Raw genomic sequence first — 13796 nt, forward strand, 5'->3', positions numbered from 1 at the left:
TTTATCCCCAAAATACTAAATGGCTAAAAACAGAAATACAATTCTTATTGAAAACATATCGTTCAGAGACCGATTATCGTCTCTAAAAAATTTACCTAATTTTTTTAAACTGGTTTGGCAAAGTAGCCCAAGTAAAACTTCAATTAGTTTTGCATTAAGAATTGTGCGTTCCGCAATGCCTCTTGCTTTACTTTATGTTGGCAAACTTATTATAGACCAAGTTGTTGCATTAAATAGTGGTGCTTCTAGCGGCGATATGCAACGGTTATGGGAATTAGTAGCTTTAGAATTTGCCCTAGCCATTTTAACTGATGGATTAAACCGAATGATCAACCTAACGGATAGTTTACTAGGCGATTTGTTCTCTAATTATACCTCAATGCGCATTATGAAACATGCTGCAAGCTTGGATTTAGACCAATTTGAGGATTCTGTATTTTACGATAAGCTCGAACGGGCAAGACAGCAAACAATAGGCAGAACTGTGCTGCTTTCGCAAGTTATGAGCCAGGTGCAGGACTTTATATCGATGGCTTTTCTGCTTACGGGATTAATTGCTTTTAATCCATGGCTGATAATTCTTTTGCTACTCGCTATTATTCCTTCTTTTTTAGGCGAATCTTATTTCAACAGTAAAAACTATGCACTTTCGAGAAGCCAGACACCAGAAAGGCGTGAACTGGACTACGTAAGGTATTTGGGGGCAAGCGATGAGACGGCCAAAGAAGTAAAGATTTTTGGATTATCTGATTTTATAATTGGTAGGTTTAAAACCCTATCAGATAAATTTTATGCAGATAACAGTAAACTTGCAGTTCGGCGTTCGGCTTGGGGAACTTTCTTTTCTGTACTCGGAACCTTAGGTTATTATTCTGCTTATGGTTTCATTATTTACAACACGGTTCAAGGTAAAACAACGGTAGGAAGTTTAACTTTCCTGGCGGGTTCTTTTCGGCAGTTAAGTAGTTTAATGGAAACCATGTTATCCAGATTTACAATGGTTTCGCAAGGCGCAATTTATTTGAACGATTTTATTGAGTTTTTCGAAATCCAACCAAAGATTACGAAACCTGAAAATGCCTTACCTTTTCCAAATCCAATAAAAACAGGCTTTGTTTTCGAAAACGTTGGATTTCAATATCATAATACGGAAAGATGGGCAAACAGAAACCTGAGCTTCGAACTTAAACCTGGAGAAAAATTGGCTTTAGTTGGCGAAAACGGTGCAGGAAAAACAACTTTAGTTAAACTTTTAGCCAGATTGTATGACCCAACTGAAGGACGTATTTTGCTTGATGGAAAAGACTTAAAAACTTACGATTTAGATGATCTTAGACATAACCTAGGGATTATTTTTCAAGATTATATTCGCTATCAAATGACCTTTCATCAAAATATAGCCGTTGGAAATATTAAAGAAATTGATAACGAAGCGCTTGTTAAAAAAGCAGCCGAAGAAAGCCTTGCCGACCAGCTTGCATTGAAACTTCCAGGTGCATACCAACAATGGCTGGGCAGAAAATTTAATGATGGTGTTGAGCTTTCTGGTGGAGAATGGCAGAAAGTAGCATTGGCGAGAGCTTACATGAAAGATGCTCAAGTATTAATACTTGATGAGCCAACCGCAGCTTTAGATGCACGAGCAGAATACGAAGTTTTCCAACGTTTTGCTGAATTAACCAAAGGAAAATCGGCAGTTTTAATTTCGCATCGTTTCTCTACAGCACGCCTTGCCGATAGAATTTTAGTTTTAGACAAGGGAACACTTTTGGAATCTGGAACACATTCAGAGTTGCTTAAAGCTGATGGACGATACGCAGAATTATTTAAATTGCAAGCCGCTGGTTATCAGTAATTTTTACATTAAATAACCGTCAATAAATTTACATCATCGAAAGTGAAGCGCCAGTTTTAACGAAAGTTATTTAAAAGGCTCAATTTCACTTCCCGGCGATCATTTGTAGAATAGTCCCATAACTCATCCAAACCATCGTAATAACTACACCTAAACCGGTTAAAGTAAGCCATAAAGGTTGTTTGTAGCTCGATATAATTTTCGAACGATAAGCAGCTACAAGCATTATCCCCAAGGCAATTGGTAAAATGAACCCATTAATTGCACCAACCGTTAATAATATTGAAACAGGTTTACCGATTAGGATAAAAATTACGCAGGAAATAGAGATGAAGGTTATGATAATTTCACGGTTAAATTTTAATATCACAGGGTGAAAACTTTTAATAAATGATACCGACGTATAGGCAGAACCTACAACAGAAGAAATACCAGCGGCCCAAATTACAACGCCAAATATTTTATAACCGAATTCGCCGCTGGCTAATTTAAAAACTGATGCAGCAGGATTTGATGGGTCGAGTGTTACTCCTTTACTTACAACACCTAAAGCCGCAATAAACAGAAGTAATCGCATTAAAGAAGCCAAACCGATTGCACTCAAAGCGCCTTTATTTACGGCACTTAAATTTTCAATACCAGTTTGTCTGGCATCTAATAAACGATGGGCTCCAGAAAATGTAATGTATCCACCAACTGTTCCGCCTACGATAGTTAAAACAGCGGTAAAACTGAACTGAGTCGGATTTACTGATCTAATTGCAGCCTCGGCTAAAGGCGGATCGCTAATCCAGGCAATAAATAATGCCAGCACTATTTTAATTAAACCCATTGTTTTAGCAAAAACATCCATTGCTTTGCCAGCTTCTTTATAAATAAAAATACCTATTGCAATTATGGCGCTTATCACTGCACCCTGACTTACACTTATTCCAAACAAAACATTTAAACCAAGCCCAGCGCCGGCAATGTTGCCAATATTAAAAGCCAATCCTCCTAAAAAAACCAAAAAGGATATAAAGTAACCCAAACCCGGAAATACCTGATTGGCAATATCCTGAGCAGGCTTATCGGCAACGGCAATAATACGCCAGATGTTAAGCTGTGCAACGGCATCTAATACAATTGATAAAAGTATTACAAAGGCAAAACTTGCTCCAAGCTGCTCGGTAAAAACTGCCGTTTGTGTTAAAAACCCCGGACCAATTGCCGAAGAAGCCATTAAGAAAGCGGCACCTAAAAGAACACTCCAATTGTATTTTTTCTTCATTTGAATTTATTAAGGTGTCTTTATCACAATGCCTTTAGCTTTAAATTGCTCAGTTATTAGTTTAGCAAACTCCACTGCGTGATGACCATCGCCATGTAAACAAAGCGTTTCGGCTTTTAACGATATTACCTTGCCGTTTATTGAGGTTACTTTTTGTTGTTCAGCAAAACCTAAAACTTGCTTAATAGATTCTTTTTCATCTTCAATCATAGCGCCAGCCTGCGTTCTTGGTGTTAAAGAACCATCATCCTGATAACTTCGGTCGGCGAAAACTTCTGAAGCGGTAGCAAGTCCTAATCCTTTTGCTGCTTCAATCATTTTACTCCCAGCTAAGCCGTATAAAATTAAGTGTGTATCGAAGTCTTGAACAGCTTGGGCAATCGCTTTTGCCAGTTCAACATCTTTAGCAGACATGTTATAAAGCGCACCGTGAGCTTTTACGTGATGTAATTTTGCACCCGCAGCCTTAACAAAACCGCTTAAAGCGCCAATTTGGTATAGTGTAATCTGATAAGCTTCTCTTGCCGATATTTTTATTTCTCTCCTCCCGAAACCTTGCAAATCTTGCAAACCAGGATGAGCACCAATGGCCACGCCTTTTTGTAAAGCCAAGGCTACGGTCTCCTGCATAACATGAGCATCACCAGCATGAAAACCACATGCAATATTAACAGATGATATGTAATCCATTAAAATAATATCATTCGGCATCGAATAATTACCGAAGGCCTCCCCCATGTCGCAATTAATATCTATATGCTTCATTTGCAATTATATTTAAAATTAATAGAATCTGTAATTATGTCTAATTCCTTTTCCCGTTCAAAATACAAACGTTCGGCTTCATCGGCAGAAATTTCTGAAAAATTTATTATATCTCCTGGCTTTAATTGGGCACAAAGTGAAATATCTACATCAGCAATCCTGGCAATTCGAGGATAACCGCCTGTGGTTTGGCAATCAGCCATTAAAATAATTACATCGCCGCTCCCCGTTACCTGAATTGTTCCGGGTGTTACGGCTGTACTTAAAAGCTCTTTTTTTATTTTTCGATTTAAGGTTTTTCCTTCCAATTGATAGCCCATGCGATTGCTTTTAATTCCAACAGTATAAGGATTGGATAAAAAAGAAAGAATGGAATCTACATCAAACCAGCCAAATTCATTTGAAGGAACAACTCTAATGGTTTTTAAATCCAAAGGAATTAAATCTCTGGTATCAATGCTCCAATTTGTATATGGCTTACTTAAAAGCTGCTTAATGATGGTTGAAGTAAGAAAATTCATTTCATTATTACTATCCAAAACATCTCCTTTCTGCAAAACGCGACCATTAAATCCACCTAATTTTGCGGTTACATAAGTACTTTTGCTTCTCATCAAATCCGGCACATTCCAACCTCCTGCAATAGATACATAGGTTCGAACTCCTTGTTCGTTAACAATTAACTTAATTATTGAACCTTTCGAAAAAAGCAAAGGTCGATTGTGAGGCATAATATTTCCATTATAACTTAGATAAGCGCCTTGTCCGCTATAAGAAATGAGTATATCCGTTTCAGCTTTGAAACTGGCATCTGCGTAAGTAAATTCTATTGTTGCCGCATAATCGTCATTACCAATTGCCCTGTTTGCTAAACGATGCGCTAAACTATCCATCGCACCAGAAACAGGAACTGCCTGTGCAAGAAAATCATTTCTACCTAAATCCTGAATGGTGCTAAATATGCCCGGCTTAATGATACTTATTCTCATAAATTAGCTAAATCATTAAATTCATCAGCATTTATTGATTTAAACACAACTGTATCTCCAGCTTTTAAAAGCGCCGGACTATCTCGATTTGCATCGAACATTTTAAATGGTGTTCTACCAATTATTTGCCAACCGCCAGGTGTTTCCATTGGATAAATACCAGTTTGCTCTCCTGCAATTCCAACCGAACCCGCAGCAATTTTGGGATTTGGAAACAGCTTTCTTGGTGTTGAAATTCTTTTATCCATTCCACCCAAGTAGGCAAAACCCGGAACAAATCCAATCATAAAAACCCTGTATTCTATACTTGTATGCAAAGCGATAACTTCTTCCTCTCTTAAATTATTTTTGCTGGCAACCTGCGAAATATCTTGCCCAAAATCTCCACCATATAAAACAGGAATAATTACTTTATCACTTACAAAACTCGAATCGGTTTTCTCTGTAAGGCTAAGCAGATTAATATAAGATGATACTTTTTCGAAACAGGTTTCGCCAGATAAATTAGATTTTTTAACCAAAACCGGATTATAGAATATACTTAGCGTACTATATCCTGGAACGGTAGATGTTAATCCAGAGAAAGGATTTTGGACAATTATTTTATTAAATTCGGAAATCGTATCTGATAAATCTTCTCTTATACTATCGCCAAATTCTATTGTAACTGATTTTTCACTTAAAGCATAAATACGCATCGGAAAATCAGAAATAAAATTTTTAGTCATAGAATTAGGAGGAAAATCTTTTAAAAATAAATTAATTATCTAAATGGAAATTAAAAATCATCATATAATATTGTAATTGCAAAAGTTTAACCTTTCAATTTACATTATTAAAGCGAGCCGCCTTCTATCAGCATAGATTGGTCGATTATTGTCTGTGCAAAAGAACTTCCGGCAATACATTTCATCATCCTGTTAAAGGCTAATTTCCCTAACTTAAAGCCACTTGTTTCTGCATAAGTAATTTCAGGATAAAAAAGCTGAGGAATCATTCCATCGCTTATGGCTACAATCCCAATATCCTCTGGCGTTTTAAGTCCTTTTCTTTGTATTGCCTTCATGGCTCCGGCTAGTGTCTCATCGCTCATACAAAAAATCACAAAATCGTTCTTTTTATAATTAGATAATGCTTTTAATGTCATCGCCTCTGCCTCAGCAGAACTGGTAGCATGAACTGTTTCTAATATTATTTCTGAGCCATCATTTGAAATTACCTCAGCAAACTTTTGCAATCTTACTTGAGTAATTGACATATTCTTATCTCCAAAAACACCAAACACACGTTTGAAACCTTTTTTTAAAATTTCATTTGCAGCTAAAGTTGCCGCGTGTGCGTCGCCAACACAAATTTTATTGCAAGATTCATACTCCGGAACTTTATCAAAAAATATGACAGGAATACCTTGAGTATCTAATTTAAGAAATGGTTCTATTTCTTTGGTTTCGGAAGTTATGGCGATAAATATTCCACTAACTCTCTTATGCCTGCAACTTTTTAAAATCTCGAGTTCTATTTTCGGGTCGTTCGCAGAGCGATATATAATAACCGAGTAACCATACATACGAGCGTCTTCTTCTATCGAACTGATAAAAGAATGATAAAAGAAATTAGACAGGCTTGGAACAACTATAGCAAACTCCTTACTATTGTGCGTTCTGAGGTTTACCGCATAGGGATTTGGATCATATTCTATCAATTCGGCAAGTTCATTAACCTTTCTCTTTGTTTCTGGTGAAATATCAGGATGGTCTTTCAAAGCTCTAGAAACCGTTGATATACTTACATTTAGCTTTTCAGCTATTTTTTTCAATGTTGGGTTCTGACTCATTTAAGAAAAATTGGTTATTCAAATATAAGTTTTCCACAACAAACATTTTCGCAAATGTTTCCGCAAACGTTTGCGGTTATTATTCGTCATTTTCGCAAGTTTCGAATTGTTAATAGCTTTATCTTCATATTATTATTCGAAACAATAAATAACATCGATGCTAAGTCAGATTTATTTATTGAATCTATAATCTAACCAATACTAACTAAAACTAAACTTTAAAAATGTTTCTAACAAAACTGATTAAAGTGATTATGAGTAAAATCGAAATAGAAGAATACTCCCAATCACATCTCTTTTTAGTACCGATCCTAATTTCAATTTTTAGAGGAAACAAAATGATGAATGATGTTCAAACTCTTGCAAACGTGTTAGGCGTTTCCAATTTAGAAGGCTTAAAGAATTAATTTAATGCTTAATCAATGGTCAGTTACAAACTTAAACAACCTAAAATATGATAATAGCTTCAGAAAAAAAGGTTGAAAGTTTTTCATCCGGTATTAAGTTAAATTTTGGGTCGATTATAGCCATGAACTTTGGATTTTTCGGCATCCAATACAGCTTTGGTTTACAGCAAACCAATATGACTCCTATTTATTCGTATTTAGGAGCAAATGCCGACCAAATTCCACTTCTAAATCTAGCCGGCCCAATGACAGGATTGATTATTCAGCCGATAGTTGGTGCAATGAGTGATAAAACTACAAGTAGATTTGGCCGAAGAAGACCATATTTTTTAATCGGAGCTATTCTTTGTAGCATTTGCTTATTCGCTATGCCTTATAGCAGTTCTATATGGATGGCAGCAAGTATTCTTTGGATTTTAGATGCTGGCAATAATATTACTATGGAGCCCTATCGTGCCTTTGTTAGTGATAAACTGCCATCAGAACAACATGCACTTGGTTTTTTAACACAGAGCTTTTTTACAGGTTTAGGGATTACATTAGCAAACTTAACACCTGGTATTTTAATAGCTGCCGGATTAATCAGTATTCACTCCAGAAGTGCAAATAATATTCCATACACAACTTATGCGGCATTTTTTATTGGCGGAGTTGTTTCTATAGGTTCTATTATGTATAGCTGTTTCACCACTAAAGAAACACCGCTTACCGCAGAAGAAGTAGAAAAAGTAAAGGCAATGCCGGGTGGAATTGGAAGTATTCTTAAAGATATTTTAGAAGCTTTTAAGGTTATGCCGCTAACCATGAAAAAACTTGGTGTGGTTTATCTTTTCAATTGGTATGGCATGTTTATTTACTGGCAATTTATCACTTTGTGTTTAGCAAAAACTATATTCAATACTGTAAATCCATCTTCAGATGGGTTTGCTTCAGCACAATTGCTTACTGGAACCGTAAACGGCGGTTACAATGTGGTTACCTTTTTGGTCGCATTTCCTTTAGCTTATTTTGCAAGGAAAATCACAGCTAAAAGAGTCCATTTTTTTAGCTTGATAATTGGTGGCATGTGCCTCATTACTTTGCCAATGATTAAAAGTGAGGCTTTACTTTTCATCCCGATAATTGGATTAGGTATTGCATGGGCAAGTATGATGGGTACACCTTACGCAATGCTTGCTGGCAGTATCCCTAAAGCACAAACCGGGATTTTCATGGGCATATTAAACATGTTTATTGTAATGCCAATGCTGCTCGAAACCATCACTTTCAAATACATATACAAGTATATTTTAGGCCATAACCCCGAAAATGCCATACTATTTGCCGGAGCATTAATTGCCATTGGTGGAGTAATGGTTCTGTTCATCAAGAACAAAAGCGAAATACAAGCATGATAGATTCTACTGCATATAACCTTTCATTAAACCTTTTACAAGAGGCATCAACTCCGTTTGGATTTGTTGCGGCTGTGCAAGAACACGACAATTACAAACGTGTTTGGACAAGAGATGGGGTTATAACTTCAATTGCAGCATTATTAAGTGGCGATAAAAAATTAATAGAAACTGCCAAATTAACAATAGAAACCCTTCTGAACAACCAACATCCAGTTGGATTTATGCCTTCGAATGTTTCGCCATCTGGCGATGTGGTAAGCTATGGCGGTACATCGGGCAGAGCCGATAATCCATCATGGGCAGTAATAGGTTTATCAGCCTTCACTGTTTTAACTGATGATAAATCACTTTGGGGAAAATACCAGCCAGAAGTTAATAAATGCTTTTCGGTTATGGATGCATGGGAATTTAACGGCAAACATTTAATCTACGTACCACAAAGTGGAGATTGGGCTGATGAATATATACAACATGGCTATATACTTTTCGACCAGTTATTGAGGCTTTGGGCTTTGCGTTTAGCCTCATCAATAAAAGAAAATAAACTTTGGCAAGATAAGGCAGAGAATATCGTAAAATCTATTCAACAGAATTACTGGAAAATGGAAAGTAGTGAATCTGCCTATGCGCCGAATTTGCTTCATCAGATGAAAGATGCATCGGGCAAGTTTTGGTTAATGGGTTTTAATCCGGCAAGAGTTTACAAATACTTTGATTTGCAGGCTAACACTTTCGCATTGCTGCTTGAGATTGGAAATGAAGAACAAAATAATACAGTAATAAGCTGGATTAAAAACCTTTATGAACAGAAAAAATCCATTTTACCGTCCTTCTATCCTACTATTAAAGAGGGTGATGAGGACATGAATGACCTTAAAAACAATTATGCATATTCATTTCGTAATCAGCCAAATTATTTTCACAATGGTGGTTTATGGCCAGTTTGGAATGGATGGTTAGCATCAGCATTAGCAAAACAAGGAGAAACATCGCTGGCAAAAAGGATAACAGCGGATATTCATGCAGCTAATGCTAAAGATGATTTATTTAATGAATGCTTGCATGGTGTAGATAAAAACCCTTGTGGTATCCCAAATTGTACCTGGAGTGCTGCTGGAGCTATAATTGCAGAACAAGCAGTAAATGAATCTTTTATTAAGTTATTTAAATTTTAATTGGCCGAAAAGATGAATGAGAATACAGTACATATTTCGAAAAAGAAAGTTTTGGTAATCGGTGAATTACTAGCTGATTTAATATCAGAAAAAGATATAGAATCGCTTGCCTTTTCTTCGGGCTTTGTAATGAGCCAAGGTGGAAGTTCTGCCAATCTATGTGCAAATCTAAAGTGGATGAATGTTGATGCAGAACTTATTGGCTCAGTTGGTGATGATGGTTTGGGAACTTATCTGATTAATGAAATAAAAGAAGCAGGATTATCTGATAAATATTTAACTCGACTCTCTAACTTTCAAACGAGCCTAGTTCTGGTTGGAAAGAGCAAAAACACACCAGATTTTATTGCCTATCGTAGTGCAGATATTCAAATAAATAAAATTGATGACAGCTTAATTAATGATGCTAAATTACTTCATACTACTGCCTTTGCATTAAGTAAAGACCCGGCAAAAAGCAACATTTTAAATGCTTTTTCAAAGGCTTACAAGTTGGGCAAATATTTATCTGTTGATTGGAATTATGCACCCACTATTTGGAATGATGATAATGGTATTAACGTTTTTAAACAGATTTGCAGATTTAAACCGCTTATAAAAATCAGCCTTGATGATATAGAAAGGTTTACAGGAAGAAAGTTAAGTATTGAAGAATCTATGCAAGAACTTAATAATATAGATGTTAGTGCAATATGTCTTACTTGCGGAAAAGATGGTGTTTGGTTTAAAAAAGAAAATTCACCCTGGATTTATAAAGCTGCATTATCAGTAAAAGAAGTCATTAGCGTTACAGGAGCTGGAGATGCATTTTGGGCAGGCTTTCTAGCCTATTTTATTGAAGAAAAACCTATTGCGGAGTGTATTGACAATGCCCTAATAACGGCTTCTAAAAAAATCGGGAAGCTTGAACCACTCTATAAAAGAAGTCTTATTTAAATGTAAAATTAATCGTATATTAACACATAACTCCCTAACCAATAAATTATGCAAAAACATACCCCACCTTAGCTAAAGGAATATATTTTCCTAAAAAAACAAATTTTCTAACCAATTAATAAATCCATTATGAACATTACTCTACCAAAAAGCAATTGGTCTGTTTTACACTACAAGCAGAAATTGCAATCTTTAGAGAAACTTATAATTTTAAGTTTCTTTATGCTGTTGTTTAGTACAGCAGCTTTTGCACAAACCGTAGTTAAAGGTATCGTTTACGATAACGATAAATCGCCTATACCGGGAGCAACCATTCAAGTAGCTGGCACAAATACAAGAACACAATCTGATGTGGAAGGTAAATACGCTATCACAGCACCAAGTCCAACAGCAAAACTAATTTTCAGTTTTGTGGGCATGGAAACACAAACAGTTAGTATCAATAATCAAACAGTTGTTAACGTTACATTATCATCATCTAATAATTTAGATGCGGTAGTGGTTGTTGGTTATGGTTCTGTAAAGAAAAGCGATTTAACCGGGGCGGCTACAACTGTTTCGGCTAAAGATTTTAACAAAGGGCCTTTAAACGCACCCGATCAGTTAATTCAAGGTAAAGTTGCTGGTGTACAAATGATTAACAACAGTGGCCAGCCAGGTGGCGCATCTACAGTTAGAATTAGAGGTAACTCTGCAATTACAGGTACAGGGCAGCCTTTATATGTAGTTGATGGAGTTGCACTCGATGGTAGGTCAGCAAGACCATCTTCTAGTGCTGGTATCGGTACCGCACCAGATGGCAATCCCTTAAACTTTATCAATCCTGCTGATATAGAATCGATGGAAATATTAAAAGATGCATCTGCAACCGCAATTTATGGTTCGCGTGCAGCTTATGGTGTGGTTTTAATTACCACCAAAAGAGGTAAATCTGGAGATACAAAAATTGATGTCAGTGCATCTGCAGGCGTGAGCAATATCGCTAAAAAAGTAGATGTATTATCTGGTGATGAATACCGTGCCGCATTAGCAAGGTACAACCTGACTACTGGTAATTTCGGTTCTAGTGTAGATGCGCTTGATGCAATTACAAGAACAGCTTACAATCAAAATTACTCTGTTGGTATCAGCGGTGGTGCAAATGGAAATACTTATCGTGCCTCACTGGGTTATCAAGACCAACAAGGTATAATCAGATCAACTGACTTTAAGAAATACAGTGCTGGTTTTAATGGAAACTTTAAGTTTTTAGAAAGCAAAAAATTAGGTCTTGATGTAAACATGATTAGTAACCAATACTTAGAAAGCATCGCACCAATTACTACCGATGCTGGTTTTACTGGAAGTTTAATCAGTCAGGCATTAGCGTGGAATCCGACTCAATCATTTTATAACGCTGATGGAAGTTTATTCATCGATTATGGTACTACAACGATTAATCCAATGGCTGCATTAGCGGCGAATAACGATAAATCGAAAGTATCAACTATTTTAGGAAGTGTTTCTCCTTATTACAAAATAACGCCTTGGTTAGAATATCGTATGCTTGCAAGCGTAAATTACAGCACAGGTATCAGAAGAGCATCAACCAGAAGTTTCTTAAATCTTCAGGGTATTCAACCATCAGGTGCATTTCTTGGAGGTTATGCAAGTTACTCTAACAGTGAATTAATTACGCAGCAATTTACAAATACTTTAAATTTCAATAAAGAGATTGTTAGTAAGTTAAATTTAAACGCAATTATCGGTTATGAGTATTCTAGTTTCATAAACAAAGGAACAACGAATACCGCTACTGGTTTTGGCGAAATTGATGGTGATTATACTGATGCTTTCCAAACAACTGCACCAGCAAACCGCACTTTTTCTGCTTATAATAGCCCAACTACAGAATTGCAATCATACTTCGCAAGAGCAATTTTTAATTATGATAGCAAGTATATTTTAACAGCTACCATCAGAGCAGATGGTTCTACTAAGTTTGGTAAATCTAACCGCTATGGATACTTTCCTTCGTTAGCTGCTGCATGGGATATTAAAAAGGAAAGCTTTATGGTTAACAATGAATGGATTAATCAGTTGAAATTAAGAGTGAGTTATGGAAAAACTGGTAACCAGGATTTTCCATCCGGTTCTGCTCAACAGCGTTATGATTACGGTAACTCAAATGGAGCACCAACTTTAATTGCCATTAACAATGCAAACCCAAATCTTAAATGGCAATCGGATGTACAAACTAACGTAGGTGTAGATTTCGCTGTATTAAAGAACAGACTAACAGGTTCAATTGAGTATTTCCATAAAAAAACTAACGATTTACTGTTTCCGCAGATTTCATTCGTACCGGCAGTGGGTGGTAACGTACCAACATGGGTAAATTTACCTGGTCAAATCATCAATAAAGGTTTAGAGTTAACTTTAAACGGAAACATTATTGAACAAGATAATATCTCTTGGTCTTTAGGTGGAAATGCAACTTTCATTAAAAATGAGGTTCAAAATATCAGCGGTATCATAAAAACAGGTTCGTTAAATGGCCAAGGCTTAAGTGGTGTTACTACAGAAGTTATTCAAAATGGTTTGCCTTTATTTGCTATGGTAACCAGACAATACAATGGTTTGGATGCTAACGGATTTTCACTTTATACTGATGATGGTTTTACCAACTATTATGTAGGTAATCCGAATCCGAAAGTTATAATGGGTTTAAGTACCAATTTCAGATATAAAAAATTGTCTTTTACAGCTAATTTTAATGGTGCATTCGGACAAGACATTTATAATAACACAGCAAACTCTGTATTGGCCATTTCTAACTTAGGTACAAGAAATATTTCTTCTGCGTTGGCAACCTTACCAGTTCCAGAATCGTTAGCAAATCCAATAGCTGCATCATCAAGATATATTGAAAAAGGTGATTATGTGAAATTGGCTAACGCAACGCTTAACTATAATTTTGGAAATATCGGTAAAGCAATAAAATCATTAAACGTTTATGTTAACGGACAAAATCTTTTTGTAATTACCAATTATACTGGTTTTGACCCTGAGGTTAACGTTAATAAAGGTGTAAGTGGCGTTCCATCGGCGGGTATTGATTATACGGCGTACCCAACCGCAAGAACATTCAATTTTGGCGTTAATTTTTCTCTATAATTTTTAATAAAT

General features: G+C 36.1%; 10 protein-coding genes. 5 read left to right on the top strand and 5 right to left on the bottom strand.

Translation table 11 applies throughout. The features are described from left to right. The first annotated feature begins 19 nt into the window (after positions 1-19). A complete protein-coding gene (locus tag ACFOUY_RS15175; protein WP_378961804.1) occupies positions 20-1855 on the top strand; it encodes an ABC transporter ATP-binding protein in 1836 nt (611 codons plus the stop codon). A gap of 85 nt (positions 1856-1940) precedes the next feature. On the opposite strand, the gene ACFOUY_RS15180 is transcribed toward ACFOUY_RS15175, so the two are convergent. The 5 genes from ACFOUY_RS15180 to ACFOUY_RS15200 form a co-directional block, all read right to left on the bottom strand. Then, positions 1941-3125: an NRAMP family divalent metal transporter gene (locus tag ACFOUY_RS15180; protein ID WP_378961805.1), complete on the bottom strand. Its 1185-nt coding sequence runs from the start codon at positions 3123-3125 to the stop codon at positions 1941-1943. 9 nt (positions 3126-3134) lie between these two features. Then, positions 3135-3890, bottom strand: coding sequence for a LamB/YcsF family protein (locus ACFOUY_RS15185; protein ID WP_378961806.1), 756 nt, complete (start codon positions 3888-3890; stop codon positions 3135-3137). Further along, positions 3887-4879: a 5-oxoprolinase subunit C family protein gene (locus ACFOUY_RS15190; protein WP_378961808.1), complete on the bottom strand. Its 993-nt coding sequence runs from the start codon at positions 4877-4879 to the stop codon at positions 3887-3889. Before ACFOUY_RS15190 ends, ACFOUY_RS15185 begins: the two co-directional genes overlap by 4 nt. Next, positions 4876-5607, bottom strand: a complete 732-nt coding sequence (gene pxpB, locus ACFOUY_RS15195) for a 5-oxoprolinase subunit PxpB (protein ID WP_378961810.1) — start codon at positions 5605-5607, stop codon at positions 4876-4878. Before pxpB ends, ACFOUY_RS15190 begins: the two co-directional genes overlap by 4 nt. Positions 5608-5714: 107 nt before the next feature. Next, a complete protein-coding gene (locus ACFOUY_RS15200; protein WP_378961813.1) occupies positions 5715-6713 on the bottom strand; it encodes a LacI family DNA-binding transcriptional regulator in 999 nt (332 codons plus the stop codon). A 454-nt stretch (positions 6714-7167) separates the two neighbouring features. Here ACFOUY_RS15200 and ACFOUY_RS15205 point away from each other — a divergent pair, with 454 nt between their 5' ends. The 4 genes from ACFOUY_RS15205 (at position 7168) to ACFOUY_RS15220 (ending at position 13784) form a co-directional block, all read left to right on the top strand. Beyond that, entirely contained in the window at positions 7168-8514 is a 1347-nt protein-coding gene (locus tag ACFOUY_RS15205; RefSeq protein WP_378961814.1) for an MFS transporter, read from the top strand. Next, positions 8511-9692: a glycoside hydrolase 100 family protein gene (locus ACFOUY_RS15210; protein WP_378961816.1), complete on the top strand. Its 1182-nt coding sequence runs from the start codon at positions 8511-8513 to the stop codon at positions 9690-9692. The genes ACFOUY_RS15205 and ACFOUY_RS15210 overlap by 4 nt, the downstream gene beginning before the upstream one ends. Before the next feature lie 12 nt (positions 9693-9704). Continuing rightward, positions 9705-10628: a carbohydrate kinase family protein gene (locus ACFOUY_RS15215; RefSeq protein ID WP_378961818.1), complete on the top strand. Its 924-nt coding sequence runs from the start codon at positions 9705-9707 to the stop codon at positions 10626-10628. Between the two features lie 129 nt (positions 10629-10757). Further along, positions 10758-13784: a SusC/RagA family TonB-linked outer membrane protein gene (locus tag ACFOUY_RS15220; protein ID WP_378961821.1), complete on the top strand. Its 3027-nt coding sequence runs from the start codon at positions 10758-10760 to the stop codon at positions 13782-13784. Positions 13785-13796: the final 12 nt, after the last annotated feature.

This window comes from Pedobacter jamesrossensis, from assembly GCF_042650905.1.
GTDB classification, from domain to species: domain Bacteria; phylum Bacteroidota; class Bacteroidia; order Sphingobacteriales; family Sphingobacteriaceae; genus Pedobacter; species Pedobacter jamesrossensis.